The sequence below is a fragment of the Polaribacter sp. Hel1_33_78 genome, assembly GCF_900106075.1.
Lineage (GTDB): Bacteria > Bacteroidota > Bacteroidia > Flavobacteriales > Flavobacteriaceae > Polaribacter.
Genome location: NZ_LT629794.1, coordinates 2,822,653 through 2,839,201 on the forward strand (window position 1 = coordinate 2,822,653; position 16,549 = coordinate 2,839,201).

At 31.1% G+C, this 16,549-nt stretch carries 17 protein-coding genes, 1 tRNA gene and 1 pseudogene; 9 read left to right on the forward strand and 10 right to left on the reverse strand.

The genetic code is table 11. The features are described 5' to 3' along the window. The first annotated feature begins 160 nt into the window (after window positions 1-160). Window positions 161-526, forward strand: coding sequence for a DUF2237 family protein (locus BLT88_RS12250; protein ID WP_036783223.1), 366 nt, complete (start codon window positions 161-163; stop codon window positions 524-526). A gap of 6 nt (window positions 527-532) precedes the next feature. Beyond that, window positions 533-961: a hypothetical protein gene (locus BLT88_RS12255; protein ID WP_036788020.1), complete on the forward strand. Its 429-nt coding sequence runs from the start codon at window positions 533-535 to the stop codon at window positions 959-961. Window positions 962-1,024: 63 nt separating this feature from the next. On the opposite strand, the gene BLT88_RS12260 is transcribed toward BLT88_RS12255, so the two are convergent. Then, window positions 1,025-2,125 carry a serine hydrolase gene (locus BLT88_RS12260; protein ID WP_231959999.1) on the reverse strand — a complete coding sequence of 367 codons (1,101 nt, stop codon included), beginning with the start codon at window positions 2,123-2,125 and terminating at the stop codon, window positions 1,025-1,027. 369 nt (window positions 2,126-2,494) lie between these two features. On the opposite strand from BLT88_RS12260, the gene BLT88_RS14550 reads away from it, so the two are divergent. The 3 genes from BLT88_RS14550 (at window position 2,495) to BLT88_RS12275 (ending at window position 4,293) form a co-directional block, all read left to right on the forward strand. After that, the gene (locus BLT88_RS14550; protein ID WP_368086559.1) at window positions 2,495-2,716 is read left to right on the forward strand and encodes a T9SS type A sorting domain-containing protein; all 222 of its coding nucleotides are present in this window, start codon (window positions 2,495-2,497) and stop codon (window positions 2,714-2,716) included. A 766-nt stretch (window positions 2,717-3,482) separates the two neighbouring features. Beyond that, the gene (locus BLT88_RS12270; RefSeq protein WP_091955072.1) at window positions 3,483-3,992 is read left to right on the forward strand and encodes a lactoylglutathione lyase family protein; all 510 of its coding nucleotides are present in this window, start codon (window positions 3,483-3,485) and stop codon (window positions 3,990-3,992) included. 13 nt (window positions 3,993-4,005) lie between these two features. Beyond that, the gene (locus BLT88_RS12275; RefSeq protein ID WP_157691219.1) at window positions 4,006-4,293 is read left to right on the forward strand and encodes a hypothetical protein; all 288 of its coding nucleotides are present in this window, start codon (window positions 4,006-4,008) and stop codon (window positions 4,291-4,293) included. Window positions 4,294-4,493: 200 nt separating this feature from the next. Here BLT88_RS12275 and BLT88_RS14175 read toward each other — a convergent pair whose 3' ends face one another. The 5 genes from BLT88_RS14175 to BLT88_RS12295 all read right to left on the reverse strand — a co-directional run bounded on the left by BLT88_RS14175 (window position 4,494) and on the right by BLT88_RS12295 (window position 9,937). Further along, a complete protein-coding gene (locus tag BLT88_RS14175) occupies window positions 4,494-4,634 on the reverse strand; it encodes a hypothetical protein (RefSeq protein WP_157691221.1) in 141 nt (46 codons plus the stop codon). A 61-nt stretch (window positions 4,635-4,695) separates the two neighbouring features. Further along, complete coding sequence (locus BLT88_RS12280) at window positions 4,696-5,013, reverse strand: hypothetical protein (RefSeq protein ID WP_091955077.1); 318 nt, start codon at window positions 5,011-5,013, stop codon at window positions 4,696-4,698. A 91-nt stretch (window positions 5,014-5,104) separates the two neighbouring features. Continuing rightward, window positions 5,105-6,358: an McrC family protein gene (locus BLT88_RS12285; protein WP_091955078.1), complete on the reverse strand. Its 1,254-nt coding sequence runs from the start codon at window positions 6,356-6,358 to the stop codon at window positions 5,105-5,107. A 3-nt stretch (window positions 6,359-6,361) separates the two neighbouring features. Then, on the reverse strand, window positions 6,362-8,731 hold the full coding sequence (locus tag BLT88_RS14285) for an McrB family protein (protein WP_197675647.1): 2,370 nt from the start codon (window positions 8,729-8,731) through the stop codon (window positions 6,362-6,364). 495 nt (window positions 8,732-9,226) lie between these two features. Beyond that, a complete protein-coding gene (locus BLT88_RS12295) occupies window positions 9,227-9,937 on the reverse strand; it encodes a hypothetical protein (RefSeq protein WP_091955079.1) in 711 nt (236 codons plus the stop codon). Between the two features lie 467 nt (window positions 9,938-10,404). Between BLT88_RS12295 and BLT88_RS12300 the strand changes: the two genes are divergently transcribed. After that, on the forward strand, window positions 10,405-10,914 hold the full coding sequence (locus tag BLT88_RS12300; protein ID WP_091955072.1) for a lactoylglutathione lyase family protein: 510 nt from the start codon (window positions 10,405-10,407) through the stop codon (window positions 10,912-10,914). 13 nt (window positions 10,915-10,927) lie between these two features. Beyond that, window positions 10,928-11,215 (forward strand): hypothetical protein, encoded by a 288-nt coding sequence (locus BLT88_RS12305; RefSeq protein ID WP_157691223.1) that lies wholly within the window; start codon window positions 10,928-10,930, stop codon window positions 11,213-11,215. A 241-nt stretch (window positions 11,216-11,456) separates the two neighbouring features. Here the strand turns inward: BLT88_RS12305 and BLT88_RS12310 are convergent, their stop codons facing one another. Further along, entirely contained in the window at window positions 11,457-12,818 is a 1,362-nt protein-coding gene (locus BLT88_RS12310; protein WP_091955084.1) for a T9SS type A sorting domain-containing protein, read from the reverse strand. Window positions 12,819-13,068: 250 nt separating this feature from the next. Here BLT88_RS12310 and BLT88_RS12315 point away from each other — a divergent pair. After that, window positions 13,069-13,950, forward strand: a pseudogene (locus tag BLT88_RS12315) (IS982 family transposase). A gap of 566 nt (window positions 13,951-14,516) precedes the next feature. Further along, window positions 14,517-14,747 (forward strand): transposase, encoded by a 231-nt coding sequence (locus BLT88_RS12320; RefSeq protein WP_197675648.1) that lies wholly within the window; start codon window positions 14,517-14,519, stop codon window positions 14,745-14,747. 141 nt (window positions 14,748-14,888) lie between these two features. Here BLT88_RS12320 and BLT88_RS12325 read toward each other — a convergent pair. The 3 genes from BLT88_RS12325 to trxA form a co-directional block, all read right to left on the reverse strand. After that, a tRNA-Asp gene (locus tag BLT88_RS12325) sits at window positions 14,889-14,962 on the reverse strand. Window positions 14,963-15,015: 53 nt separating this feature from the next. After that, window positions 15,016-15,939 (reverse strand): DUF58 domain-containing protein, encoded by a 924-nt coding sequence (locus BLT88_RS12330; protein ID WP_036783169.1) that lies wholly within the window; start codon window positions 15,937-15,939, stop codon window positions 15,016-15,018. Window positions 15,940-16,008: 69 nt separating this feature from the next. Continuing rightward, window positions 16,009-16,326 (reverse strand): thioredoxin, encoded by a 318-nt coding sequence (gene trxA / locus BLT88_RS12335; protein WP_036783166.1) that lies wholly within the window; start codon window positions 16,324-16,326, stop codon window positions 16,009-16,011. Window positions 16,327-16,549 lie beyond the last annotated feature (223 nt).

Here is a 16,549-nt window from a genome sequence, read left to right on the forward strand (position 1 = left end):
AACGGTAACTTTAAAGTAGATATAAGTTGCATTGCATCTTTCTTAGCAGCTGAATACTCTTGAAACTACTTTACAATCTATAAAGAATGAGTGTGGATCGAAAGAATCTTAGAAAATTAGTTTTTGTATCTTTATCTACTTAAATTTTAAAGCGACTGAATTGGAATTAAACGTATTTAATAAACCTTTAGAGAGCTGTTGCCAAAAACCAGCAACGGGTTATTTTAGAGATGGCTTTTGCAGAACAGTTTCTCATGATGTGGGCACACACACGGTTTGCGCAATTGTTACTCAAGAGTTTTTAGACTATTCTGCATCTAAAGGAAATGATTTAATGACGCCAATTCCGTATTGGAATTTTCCTGGTTTACAACCTGGTGATCAATGGTGTTTATGTATTTCTAGATGGTTACAAGCAGAAAAAGTTGGAAAAGCACCTTTGATAAAGTTAGCTGCTACACATATAAAATCGTTACAATACACAAGTTTAGAAGTTCTTGAAAAATATGCTTTCATTAAACAGTAATTGACATTGGACTATTCGAAAACTATATTACAGATTTCTCTTTTAATTGATGCCGGATTAGTTGTTCTTATTTGGATGGTACAACTTATTATTTATCCAAGTTTTACATATTACAAAATTGAAAATCTAATAAAATGGCATCAAAAATATACAACAGGAATTGCAGTCATTGTTATTCCGTTAATGCTTAGTCAGTTAATAATAGCCGTTATAGATGTTTTTCTGAATTTTAGTTGGCTATCCGCAGCTACACTATCGATTGTACTATTTCTGTGGGTTTTTACTTTTTTAAACTTTGCTCCTCTTCATTTAAAAATCACTACTGGTGAAGTTACTAGAGAATTACTACTCCGTTTAATTCGCTTGAATTGGATTCGAACTTTTTTTTGGTCATTACTTTTCATTTTTCATATCATGATATACATCTCTTTTTAAATCAAAAAGATACTTGGCGTTCGAAAGGAAAAATAAAGTGTACGACCTAGTATGTTAGATAAATTACAAAACGAAGTTTTCAGTAACAATTTTTTTTATTTTTTTTGTAAGTGATTTCGTAGCGTTATAACTGGTGTGTTCTAGCACAATTACAACCAAGTCATCTTCCAAATATTTTGTAAGCCCTGTGCTAAAACCGTTCCATTTACCATGATGATAAATGCTTTTTTCTCGTTTAGTATCAATTCTAAAACCGAAGCCATAGGGTACTTCTCTTCCGTAAATTGTTTCTCCTTTTGAATACATAAGCGCTAACGACTCTTTAGTTAGAAGTCTTCCTGTATTTAATCCATGAGTCCATTTAAACAAATCCTCTGCAGTAGTATACACATTTTTGTCACCAACAATCGCGTCATTTACGGTACCTTTTATTTTTAAATGTCTCCATCCTCTATGCAGTCGGTAGCCATCTAATTGATCTTCTTTGATACTATCATTTTCAAAACTGTATACATATGAATGTTTCATTTGTAACGGTTCAAAAATATTGCTTTTTAAAAAAGAACTAAAGGAAGTACCAGAAACTTTTTCAACAATAGAAGCTAGCACAAAATAGCCTGTATTCGAATAATCAAAATTACGGCCTGATTTAAAATATCGTTGCACATCGCTTGACTCTAAAAACGTCATCATTTCACTATTTGTAGGAGCCTTTTCTTTCAACCATTTATGCTCTGCTACCCAAAAATATTTAGGCAATCCTGCAGTATGATTTAAAAGGTTTTTAATCGTCACATTCTTAAAAGGAAAATCTGGAAAATACCTATTGACAGTATCGGTCAGTCTCACTTTTTTACGCTCATTTAAAAGCATAATGGCGGCTGCAGTAAATTGCTTACTTACAGAAGCTAATTGAAATACGGATTCTTTTTTTAAGGGAGCTTTCTTTTTAAAATCTGCAATACCTATTTGATTGCTGTACAATATTTTTTCATTCTTTGCCACTAATACTGCTCCATTAAAATCGTGCCTTTTATTGATGCGTTTTAATAATAAATCTAATTTATGGCGTACATTTTTTGTAAGATTTTCAGAATAGTGTTCTATGGAAAGAGGGGGTTCCTCTTTTATTAGCGATGATAAAGGCGGTTTAGCTACTGTCAATACATTCTTCGGTGCTGTATTCTTGGCTAAGAGGAAAAACACACATGTCAAAAGCAGGAGTAATAGGGCTATTTCTTTACTATATTTTTTTAGATACAATTGGAGGAATTAATATTTTAACAGCAAGTTAGCAATCATTTTTGTATTTCTGAGATGCTTGCCTTAAATTTTCACCTAAAAAGTAAATTTTATGATTTTATTTAACTTTTCATAGATAAAAAATACTGGTATTTATGTTTGTTAAGATGTACACTTATTCATAAACTCTTTCAGTTTTTTGATTTGATCCTTGAGACTTTAAACATTCTTTGAAATATTTTAAATTGTAAAAACATTGCAAATAATGATTTTATTTTAGAAAACGAATCCATAACACTTTATCCAAATCCAACTTCTAGAAACTTCTCTCTCTCTAATGAAGTTTTAGAGGTAAGTATTTATAATATTACAGGGAAACAAGTAAAAAAATACACTAAGAAAGTAGTGCAAAGCAACTCCTATTTGGTGTCCGATTTAACTACAGGTATTTATTTTGTGCGTATTAGAAAAACGAATAACCAACTATTTACAAAAAAGTTAAGTATCAATTAGTCTAAATTTAAACACCTAAAAAACAAAGATGATAAACAGAGGCTGGTTAGACCTTGGAGTTTATCAATTTTTAAAAATGTTAGCCCTATGCGGATTGAATGACACCATAACAAAAAAAATCTCTTTTTATAGAAATTAAGCATTTTGCTTATTCCTATAATTCAATTATGACCGTACATTTATACTTTCTTTTTCATAGCAATTTCCCACCTCTCAACGATGTGGGTTTTTTTTGTTACATACCGAAATGAAACAAACAAAAATCTGAGATAAGGAGTTTACGAACTTAGTGATGGCTTTGTGCAGCTTAAATGAATACAGGAGTAAAAGAATAATTAAAGTAAGTAGTGGGCCTGGCAGCAGCGAGCATAAGAACAAAGACTTTTTATTTTTATTATCTTATTTTTTAGGTTTCCATAGTACATCTCAAAAAGTAAATTGCAAGTACCTTCATACTACTTTCACAACACACTTCACTCTTGAAAGATAGTTTGCTTCTGAATTATTATCTTGTAGTACACTGCAAGTTAAAATGTAGATTATCGCAAAACTAATATGCACCTATGCTTTGTAAATTTTTAAAAGTTGGATGACATAAATCATATTTTACAGCTATAATTCCTATTATTTTTGGTTCGAAATAAATTGCACCAATTACGAATTTTTATAAATGATAAAACTTCCACTTATCCAAATAATAAATAACGATAAGCGGAAAAAATTTTGGCATACAATCAAGTTGTATACAATTTAAAAATCAAATCAAATGACAGAAATAAAATACCCTAAATCATTTTCACACATAGGAATAACTGTTCCCGATATACACAAAGCTGTAGCGTTTTATCAGGATATAATGGGATGGTATGTGATAATGCCACCCTCTGCGGTAAAAAAAGAAAATGATACAGCCATTGGACAAATGTGTATTGATGTTTTTGGAGAGAATTGGGAAGAATTCGAAATCGCGCATATGTCAACGTCTGAGGGAATTGGCATTGAGCTTTTTTCGTTCCCACATGGCAAAAAAGAAGCCCCAGAATTCAACCCTTTCAACACAGGGCTTTTCCACTTCTGTGTGCAAGACCCAGACATCGAAAATTTGACTAAAAGAATAGTAGCAGCAGGCGGCAAACAGAGAATGCCCATACGGGAATATTATCCTAATGAAAAGCCCTATAAAATGGTTTATGTGGAAGATCCATTTGGTATCGTATTTGAAATTTATACACATAGCTACGAATTGACATATTCATCAGGTGCATACCAGAAATAAAAAACTAAAGATTATGACAAAGGTTAAAGTAGATAATTACACGAAAGCAGTTCTTACAATCATCGCTATATGTTTGACTGTTTTAACACTTAAGCAGTTTGATATAATTCCAAAAGCATATGCTAATGAGACAAAAAATAATGCAATGCCATTCAACACAAATTATGGGTTGGTACCTATAAATGAAGATGGATCAATAACTGTTAAACTATCATCTTCAAGCGTTATAGATGTTAATATAAAAAAAGTTGACCAATTTGCATTTAGATTTTGCACAGTTCCTGTAGAAATTGAAGACTAAATACTGCAACCAACAAAGAACTAAACTAAAAAACACTTTTTTTTTATTAAAGTCGTATTTAGTAACACCAAAAAAAAATGGCCTCAGCACACTAAAAAAATCTTACATTTCTATAAAAGCTTTCATCTTAACAACGGCCTCCTGCATTTTAAAATGACTGGACGGTGACGCATCCACACCTCCCTGAAATATATCTTGGGTTAATTCCCTTGATTAAAAATGGCTTGTAATTGCGGTGAAATAGCATCTTTTAAATTAGAGTGATGCTTGCAGAGGTATAAAGCCTTTGCACATTGCAGATCTCTAATGAAAGTTGATTTTGATAAAATAGCCTTTGCCATAACCAACCTAATTTAAGTTACCTATGTATAAATAACATTTGTTAAAAATATTTCCTAATGTTTATTCAAATATCATTATCATCTTGGCACTCGACAATTTGTACTTTTGCTTTACTGCATCAATTGCATCTTGGTAGCCTTTTGGTCCAGGACCATAACCTTCTGTTGCGCCACTTAAATATGATACAATATGTTTGTAGCCCATTTTTATTGAACTAGCAGTTGTAGGATTATTATCCTCACTCATATTCTTATTTACATGGTCAGCTGCTTCTTGACAAATACTATTCCAGTCTCTGTATTTGTAATGTTTGATCGCATATTCGATACAGAATAATTGTTCTTGGTAATTCCATTTGTGATCTGTTTTTTTTGTCATAAAAATATTGTTTTATTAGGTATAAGGACTTTTCGCATTGCAGACCTCTGATGAAGGTTGATTTTGAAAGGATTGGTTTTGTAAGTTCTATTTAATTATTACTAAGCCCAATGAGTTCTAAAACTTTCTTGCCAATAAATTTGTCCAGCTGCTCATTTTCATCCAACACAGAAACAAACCCCATTTTACATTGGTGGTCTATTTTAGTGTGGTTAGAATCATCATCTTTTGTATAATCATCTGTTTCATAGGATTTAAATTTATTTTCACTTTGATCACCAGGATATAACAACAAAGCTTTCTCTGCATCCCAAAAACGACAATAGGCATACATCTGTCTTAAGTCATTAACAGAAGCTGAGCTTCTATTAGGGCGCTTCCATTTAGTATCAATAATAAACGTCTGTGTGCCTTTTCTTAAAACCACATCTGGTTTTAAACTATTACTGCCCCAAAAGGACATAGATTCTTGTCCTGAGACTGCTATATCGCTTCCATAACATGCTTTTTGCAATTGTTTTAGAATGTATTCCTCCCATAGTACATTCATATCAAATAGAAGTGATAACATTTTTTCTTTGCCACTAGAAATATCTGGTGAATAATTAAGAATGATTAAACGTGCTAATTCTAGTGCGTCACTATAGCTGCTCGTTTTTCTATTTAATGTAATACTGTTTAATTGTTGTGCCGTAATCGTTTTACTATCGACTTTCGGGAAATTTAATAACACTCTATTACTCAAATCATTTAAGCGCGTGCCCATGGTAAACTGATCTACAATGGTTAATGCTTTATACAAAACCTGATGTAATAAATGATTACTATCATAGACTTGATGGGTCGTATAAAAACGCTCTTTATGTACTGCATTATGTCTTATATGACCAGCAAATTCTAACTTGCCTTTTAACGCTTTTGTATTATGAGTTTGCTTTCTATACTTTTTAATGACCCCTTTCCGAACTAAAGCCTCTACTTCTGCCAAATACAGTTCAAAATAGACTTCTAATAAATTAAGATGCTGTCGTTTTACATGAGCCGTTCCAGAAGATTCTGCTTTTAGTCTACCACAAGCTTTCAACATTTTAATTAAAACGCCTTTCCACTTATTATCGTCATCATCTTTATCTGCTTTGGGATGTATTTCTATAGTTAATCCATCTACCTGTATAACACCAACATATTGATTGAATTTAATCCCTTTTGCAATAGGCTCAAAGTAATTACCATCATGGTATTCGTTGAGCTTTAAAAGCGCATCTAAATGTGCTTGTTTAAAAATTTTCCCATCCACTAGTAATCGTTGATGTTCAAAAACAGATATGGATTTATGCGCTTTCAAGACTTACTTTTCTTTGGTTTCAAGTAATTGTTTTAAAGCTTCGATAATATTTGACTCATCAATTGTTTTCATTAAAAAAGTTGGTGTTACAAATTCGTCTTTTCCTTCGTACTTAAAACTTGAAAATTTTAATCCTTCATTCTTTCTTCTTTTAACAAAACCTTTGCCTAAGACCAAACCTATTTTACCATAATCTCCATAGAAATACTCTTGCAATAATGGTGCAATCTTATTCTTAAATGCGCTTACAAGTTTTTGCTGCGTATTTACATTTACAAAATATGAATGCCCAATCGTATGATCTCTATCTATTAGTAATTCTATCCTTTGATTTATTGTTTCTAACACATCCGAAAGATTATAATCTCCTACTTTTTCGTTTTTAATGACAGTATAATCTGGCATCATCTCCTTAAACTCAAAACGACGACGTAAAGCAGTATCTAGAGCTTCTACACTTCTATCTGCTGTATTCATAGTTCCAACAATATATAAGTTAGAAGGAACAGAAAACTGACCTTTAGAATAAGGCAAGGTTATTACTAATTCATTTGCTTCTCCTAATCGTTTATCTTCTTCCAATAATGTTATTAATTCACCAAAAATTGCGGAAACGTTTCCTCTGTTAATTTCATCAACTACTAGAACAACTCTAGAAGATTCAGATCCGAATTTTCTTGACATCTCAGTAAAAACACCAGAGTCAAATTGTAATAATATCTCTTCATCAGTAAGATCTATTTCCTTTAGTTCTTCATTCTCATTATTTGATTCAAAATCATTTTTTTCAAAATTTAGAAGTGCTTTAAAAACGGCATAAAACTCTGTTGTTCTTGGCGTAACACCAACCACATCTCTGACTTCTTGAAGATGATTGATCTCATTTACGGACTTATAAGTATCATATAATTTTTGTATGTTTTCTTTTGTTAATGGTGCCACATGTGTCACAAGAGAACCTTCTGCTCTGGCATGTATAGAATCGTTTTTATTTACTCTAAATATTTCCACAAAACTACCTGTTTTCGTCTCGCATGTAAAAAAGGCTTCTTTAGCTATTTTTTCTCTAGCCATTTCTATGAAAGCCTCATACAATTGACTATAGGTATAACCCGAATTACTTTCAATATGGAATTCTTTATAAGAATAATAGGCTGCTCTTGCTGCTGCCTGCTTAAAAATACCACCTTGAATTTCATAAGAAATGTCTTGATTATCTTTTTCAGTATCATCTACAATTACTGGTTTTATACCTTCTACAAAATCCTCATAACTCATCGATTGATGAAATGTAGTAAACATGACTTGTTTACGCTTTGATAAAGTATCAAAGTCTTTTTTTACAATTTGCCTATCAACTGCTTTTACTTCATCAAAAGTTTTATTCTGAATAATTGCAACTGCTTCTGTAACCGTGTTGTAAGTTTTACCTGTACCTGGTGGACCGTAAAAGATTTGATTCTTAGATTGATTGCTAAAATTATTTACAGACTTAGTCTTAGCTTTTATACCATGTCCTTCTTTTAAAAACTCTATAAAAGCTTTTACCGAAGCAGAATAAAAACCATTGTTACCATATGATGGCGCAGAAGCATAAAAATATTTGCCCTTTTTATCTCTTTGGTTTTCTATTAAATCTTGATATAATAATGTCAGTATCGCAATATTTTTCTCTAAATAAATATCTTTCCCTAAGGTTTCATTCAGAATATCTATGGCACATAAATAAGAATTAATTTTATTACTATTTTCAATTCCTCTTAACCAATTTGAGAATTTTTCTCTTATTGTTTCTGATTTTATATTATCGGAAGACTTAACCTCTTTAGATGCTTCCTTTAATTTGTTCTTTAAATTTAATTGTAATTCATCGAACTTATCATCACTAGGAATTAAATCATCAATGCCAGACTCTAAAACTGTTTGTTGAATTATTGGATAGTTAATATTTAACCAATTATAAATTAACTCTGGATTATCTATTTTGAACTCTCCAATATTTTTATAAGCTCGAATACCTTTAGGATCCCACTTTACATCATTAAATTTACTTGCCAAATTCTTATAAAAACGAATCAACTCTTGATTAGTTTCACCAGGGAAAACAATCTCTAAAAGCACTCTAAATTTGTTTTCTGTAGGTTTAAAAACCAAACCAACACTTCTAGTAGCGTTAGCACCACCACTCCTGTTAACTATACCTACAAAACAATAATTATTGTTACCTTGAAATACTAAACCATGTGCAAATTTACCACCAAGGAAATTCTTATCTTTTTTAGATGCACGTTGTCGCACCATAAAATTAAAACTTGGATCAATAGTATTTCTATAATTAAGTAAATACTCATGTATTTTTTGATGAAAGTGCATATCTCTTTATTTTATAACATTGTGTGTTTTACCTTCATCAAAATTTTCTATGAAAGTTATTCTTTTTTTTTTCAACTCGTCTAGATTATTTGAACACGATTTTTTATTTGTTATGAGGCAATGCCCTACAAATTCGGTTTAAGAATTATATGGTAAAACTTTTTTGTTTGCTTTTTTAGTTTTCAAATAAGGTAAAAACTAAAGGTATGCAATCTGCTTAAATACTGCAATAGGAAACAAATTAAATGACATTTTCAAATAATTGCGTGCCACTTGTAAATGAAGTTATAAAAGTAATCACCATCCTGCACCTATTTTATGATATCGGTCATAGTCGTAATTCTTTAGGTGTTTCAGTTACAACTATTTATATCATTTGTGGTTTTATCTAGTGTATTTGTATATACAAAATTGGATTGTATAAGTAATTAGGTTTGTATTTGCTATTAATTGCATATAGTGTTGCAAACAGTAATTTTTAAACTCAAAATTTTATTATTTTTTCCCTCTAATTATTGGTCCAAATTTCTTTTTTAAATTTTCAAATTCTTCTTTTGTAATCATATCAATTTCCAGTAACTCTTTAGCTTCTTTTAATTTGGAAATAGCTTCTTCTCTCGTCATTTTTCTGTTTTTGAGTAAAACCTCACCAGACTCAATAGCCAATTCAGTGTCCATTACACTCAAATATTTGTTTATACCAAATGCTCTTCCATTCATTTCTCCAAGCACCATAATTAGGTATAAAGGTTTGTTTTTACTACCTCTATGGTATGCTTTTATTTCCTTTACTATAGCTTTGGAGTTTTTGATACTATTACTAGCCATTGCTTGGGCATCTCCATTCATAGATGCCATAATACTTCCAAAACCAGCAGGCCTTCCCATTTTCACGAATTCGTAAGTTTTTTTTATTGTACTTCTAGATTTAGAAATTCCTCCTCGAGCTTTATTACCATAGCTCCCTGTGTATGTTTTTGAACTAAATTCTTGAGATGTCGGATTTCCTAGAATAACAGTATCCCCAACTTTAATAATATTTTTGTTCACTGTTTGATATCTGGTAATAGATGTTCTGTTTTTAATTTTTTTAAAAAAATTTATATCTTGAGTGTTCTCATAAGACAAAGAATCTAATTCTCTTTGTGCACTGATACTCGTAATTGTTACTAAAGTTACTGCAAATAATGTTATGATTTTTTTCATGGTTTTTGTTATTAAAGTTTAATTTGGTTTATTTTTTAAAATATGCGGTAAAGGTAGTTTGCCAAAGCAGCTCTCTGTTGCGGTAAACCGCAATTAGAAATGTGGATTTCCGCAAAACTAGTATGTGTCTATGCTTTGTGAATTTTTAAAAATCGATGCTAAGTCCTTGAGATAATTATACCTGCACTGCTTTATAAAAAGTAAATTGCATTTTCAACTGATTAAAGTTTACTGGTTATTTGAAGCTATCTTATTGGAGGCTTAGAATTCTCTAACCATCTGCAAGCTGGATGACATAAATCATATTTTATAGCTATAATTCCTATTATTTTTGGTTCGAAATAAATTGCACCAATTACGAATTTTTATAAATGATAAAACTTCCACTTATCCAAATAATAAATAACGATAAGCGGAAAAAATTTTGGCATACAATCAAGTTGTGTACAATTTAAAAATCAAATCAAATGACAGAAATAAAATACCCTAAATCATTTTCACACATAGGAATCACTGTTCCCGATATACACAAAGCTGTAGCGTTTTATCAGGATATAATGGGATGGTATGTGATAATGCCACCCTCTGCGGTAAAAAAAGAAAATGATACAGCCATTGGACAAATGTGTATTGATGTTTTTGGAGAGAATTGGGAAGAATTCGAAATCGCGCATATGTCAACGTCTGAGGGAATTGGCATTGAGCTTTTTTCGTTCCCACATGGCAAAAAAGAAGCCCCAGAATTCAACCCTTTCAACACAGGGCTTTTCCACTTCTGTGTGCAAGACCCAGACATCGAAAATTTGACTAAAAGAATAGTAGCAGCAGGTGGCAAACAGAGAATGCCCATACGGGAATATTATCCTAATGAAAAGCCCTATAAAATGGTTTATGTGGAAGATCCATTTGGTATCGTATTTGAAATTTATACACATAGCTACGAATTGACATATTCATCAGGTGCCTACCAGAAATAAAAAACTAAAGATTATGACAAAGGTTAAAGTAGATAATTACACGAAGGCAGTTCTTACAATCATCGCTATATGTTTGACTGTTTTAACACTTAAGCAGTTTGATATAATTCCAAAAGCATATGCTAATGAGGCAAAAAATAATGCAATGCCATTCAACACAAATTATGGGTTGGTACCTATAAATGAAGATGGATCAATAACTGTTAAACTATCATCTTCAAGCGTTATAGATGTTAATATAAAAAAAGTTGACCAATTTGCATTTAGATTTTGTAAAGTTCCTGTAGAAATTGAAGACTAAAAACTGCAACCAACAAAGAACTAAACTAAAAAACACTTTTTTTTATTAAAGTCGTATTTAGTAACACCAAAAAAAAATGGCCTCAGCACACAAAAAAAGTCATATGTTACTTTATTTTAATAATGGCTTGAGTAGGTGATAAAGCAGCTCTATAGTGGTTATAAAGCTACAAGTAAATTTAGCTTTATAACCAGTGTTTCATATTGAAGCAGAGCATCTCGAACCCATCAAAATAACTGATTTAGTTTTTAATAAACTTCTTTCTTACTTCCTGTAAACCATCTTTAATACGAATTACATAAACTCCATTTGGTAATGATTTTACATCTATTTTATTAGATGTACTTGCAGACAATATTTCTTTCCCTAACACATTATAGATAGCAATATTTACTGGGTTTTGGTTACTATTTATAGATAAAAAATCTTTTGTTGGGTTTGGATAGATACTAAATTCAGAAAGGCTAAAACTATTTGAAGATAAAACAGCACTTAAATCATAAACTTTTACATATCCTGAATAGAGTCCGTTTGTTGTATTAGCAGCGCCAGCACCAACAGCGATTATACTGCCATCACCAGATATACTAACAGATTTCCCTAGTTGATCATCCACCGTTCCATTAAGATCTTGTCCAATACGTTCCCAATTTTCATTGATATTCTGATAAACTCGAACTTGACCAGAATCCGATCCATTCTCTGCACTACTAATAGCTCCAATAACTACAATACCACCATCATTAGAAATACTTAATGAATATCCTGAACCATCTCCAGCTGATTCTCCATCAATATCTTGTCCAATCTGTTCCCAATTCCCGTTAACATTCTTAAAAAGTCTAACATGACCTGAAGAACTTCCATTTCCTGAGTTACCAACAGCGCCAATAGCAATAATACTGCCATCACTTGATAGCCCTATTGAAAACCCTGAATTATCAAATTCAGCTTCCCCATTAATATCTTCCCCAATCTGTTCCCAATTTCCATTCGTATTCTTGTAAATTCTTGTATATCCTGAATGAAATCCATTTCCACCACTACTATTATCTGTAGTTCCGATAGCAACGATACTACCATCACCTGAAAGGCTTACAGATTTACCAGAACTATCAATACCTTGTCCAACTTGAACCCAATTCCCATTCGTATTCTTATAAATTCTTCCACCAACAGCAACGATACTGCCATCACTCGAAAGACTTACTGATTTCCCAGAACCATCAATATCTTGCCCAATTTGATCCCAATTTCCATTCGTATTCTTATAAACTCTTCCACCAACAGCAACTATATTTCCATCACCCGAAAGACTTACAGATGCTCCTGAAGAATCTCCAGATGCTTTTCCATTAATATCCTGTCCTATCTGAACCCAATTTCCATTCGTATTCATATAAATTCTTACATGACCTGAATTACTTCCATTTCCGTCATTACCAGGTGCACCAATAGCAACGATATTACCATCATTAGAGATACTTATTGATCTACCTGATTGATCAAGAAATGATTCTCCATTAATATCAGAACCTATTTGGGTTTGTGAAAAAGAAAATGTTGCAGTGATAATAAATACGAAGCGTAATAATTGTTTCATAGTCCTAAAAATTAATTGAATTAATACGAGATAAAAGTGTTTTTTTTTAGACGAATATACATCATAAACTAAACTAAAATTGGTTTCTTTTGAGTTTTAAGCATAAAAAGGAGTTTTAAGAAAAATATCAGCTTTCATAATTCCTGATACAATATTGCTACTTTTACCCGTTGTGCATTATGATTTAAAGAATAAAAGTTGTCCATCTTACTGAAAATCAGTAAATTGTTTTAGCCATAAAACATTAATGATGAACAACTTAAATGCAAATTACGAAAGAATATTGGAAGTTTTAAGAAAAATATCAAAAGAACAACTTTTAACTTATCAAAGAAGGAAACCAGAGATGAGTGATTTAGAACTGATTAGCTTGAGTTTAACTGCTGAATTTATGAGTATTGATAGTGAAAATGATTTATTTAGAAATCTTCCAAAACTGCTTTTATCAAAAATTGAAAGATTCGTTTACAACAGAAGAAGGAGAAATCTATTTACTCATATCGATGTAATTCGTTTAAATTTGTCCTCATTTTTTATTGATTTCGAAAACTATTTTGTAGTTGATAGTATGCCTTTGGAAGTTTGTAAATTATCAAGAAATGCAGCACGTTCTACCGTTTGTAAAGAAAACATTAGTATGATTCCAAACAAAGGTTATTGTGCTTCATAAGGTTTAAGATATTATGGCTATAAATTGCATGTTATTTGTTCTGTTAGTGGTGTGTTTCAAAGTATAGATTTGAGTGCAGCCTTTGTTCACGACATTAATTATTTAAAAGATATTAAGCATCAAATTAGTGACTGTACTTTAATTGGAGATCGTGGTTATTTATCCGCAGAAATTCAACTTAACTTATTTGAAACCTGTAATATAAAATTGAATACTCCGATGAGAAATAATCAAAATAATTACAAAAAACAGCCCTATATTTTTAGAAAAAAAAGAAAAAGGATTGAAACTTTATTCTCTCAACTTTGTGACCAATTTATGATTAGAAGAAATTACGCAAAATCTTTTGATGGATTTAAAACTAGAATATTATCCAAAATAACAGCCTTAACAACAATACAATACATCAATAAGTTTATTTTTAATAAAAATATAAACAATATTAAAATTAGTATAATTTAAAATGCACAACGGGTTTGTCTTCAAATATTTTAGGCATTTTAATAGGTATTTGATAGTATCATATCACTTTTTATAGATAGTGGCTTGACGGCGCTCTACGCAGCTGTGTGGCACAGTGAAAGCTCCAAACTAAGAAGTATTAACTATATTAAAAACAGACTACTATACTCGGTAAATTCTTTATTTTTAATTCAATAATAATTTTTATAATTTTCTAAAAAAAAACGAGGGATCAGGGTCTATGCTTCGATATACCGTCCCTAAGTTGAAAAGGAAAGTCCTTTTTATATTAGACATTAGGTTTAGTCTTTTCATTTTTAGATGCAAAAAAGGCAAACTCTAAGCGGAAAACCTAATCTCTTTAGATTATAACTGCTAATTCTTGATCCTAATATATATACTAAAGTCATTTATGCCTGACAATTAATTCAAGGAAAATTAAATTGAAGCTATACAAGCACCAATTCTGTTGATGTGTTAATCTTTATTATGCTTGACAGTTTATTAAATGTAAGAAACTAAAAGAATGATAAATTATTTTCATTAATTCCTTTTGTCAAATTGTCTTGCCAATAATATTATTTGAAAAAGTAAGACAAGCAGAATTTAAAAGTTTTAACACTATTGCTAGAACAATGTCAATACACTATCAAAATATTCTCAATTATTTTGATAATAAAAGTACAAATGCTTCAGCAGAATCTTTTAATGCGAAAATCAAAGCATTTAGAATGCAGTTTAGAGGGGTTAGAAATATAGAATTCTTCCTGTTTAGACTAACTAATATTTTTGCCTAAAACTAAAATCCCACAACTTTTAAACTTGATCCATTTAAACTTGATCCACTTGATCCCAGAACAATCGTACAGATACCGTACAATATTGAAAACAAAAAATCCTTAACTCTCTATTAAATAGATTGTTAAGGACTCTTTAAGCGGTCTGGACGGGACTCGAACCCGCGACCTCCTGCGTGACAGGCAGGCATTCTAACCAACTGAACTACCAAACCGTTGCTTATAGCGGGTGCAAATATACATCTGTTTTTTAATCTTCCAAAGAAAATTATAAGAAAATTTTTCTTTTTATTAAATAATTTGTGAGCACCTGATTAAAGCCTAAATGTATATCTACAGGAACGTAATCTATTTTGTATTGTAAGCATTTATTTTTCAATTCTTTAAAGTAATTTTCTACAGAATTTCTATACTTTTCTTGCACATTTTCGATGTAAATATTTATTTCTTCTCCTGTCTCAACATCCACAAATTTTTTGGGAGAATTATCAAAATTGAAGTTTAATTCCGTTTTTCCGTCATACGTATGAAACAAAACAACTTCATGCTTATTATATTTCAAGTGCCTTAAAGCTTCAAACAATGCCTCATCATCTTTTGAAGTTTGAAACATGTCTGTAAAAAGAAAAATTAAAGAACGCCTGTGCATCTTTTCTGCAATCTCATGCAAATATTGATAGGTTTCTGTGGTTGCTTTTGAATTAGAAGACAACAATTGCTCCAATTGATGCAGTAACATTTTTCTGTGGCGCTCACTTCCTTTTTCTGGCGCATAATATTCATACGAATCTGAATATATACTTAACCCAACTGCATCTCGCTGCCTTTTTAAGATTTCCATCAAAGATGCGGCTGCAACTGCAGAGAAACCAACTTTATTTAAACTGTCTAAATTTTGATTTTTTACACTAGGATAATGCATTGAAGCAGAATTATCTATAATAATATGACACCGTAAATTGGTTTCTTCTTCATATTTTTTAGTATATAATTTTTCTGTTTTTGCAAATAATTTCCAATCTATATGACGTGTACTTTCTCCGTTATTATATAGCTTGTGCTCAGAAAACTCAACCGAAAAACCATGGAATGGACTTTTATGGATACCTGTTATAAACCCTTCTACCACTTGTTTTGCAAGTAGGTCTAAATTTTTTATTTCTGATGAATTTACTTCTGAAAGGTTTCTCATGGAGTAACGAAAATAAAAAAAGGTTTGACGTTAGCCAAACCTTTATCTTATTTAAAATATGAATACTCCTTATATAGCAGCATCAATTTTTCCTGTATATACATTTTTAGGCGCAACACCTACCTGCTTGTCAACAACTTCTCCGTTTTTAAAGATTAAGACAGTTGGTATATTACGTACTCCGTATTTGGCTGCAAATTCCTGATTCGCATCAACATCTACCTTACCAACAACCGCTTTACCATCATATTCTGTATGAATTTCATCTACAATTGGCCCTACCATTCTACAAGGTCCACACCAAGCTGCCCAAAAATCTACTAATACGGGTTTATCTGATTTTAATACTACTTCTTCAAAGTTTGCATCTGTAATTTCTAAAGCCATTTTATATCTATTTTAAATTGTTATTTCTTTTTTACACTACAAAAGTAATCATTTTATTTAGGTTGTACTTTTCAAAAAAATTACTTTTTCTTATCTCTGCATCAATACTGCTTATGCTGACCAATACAGAATTCACTAGAAAAACCGATTGTAGCGCTTCTAAAATTAAGAAATTCTTAATTTAACTCCCAATTTTAGAATAAAATTTAAATTAAAAATTTAA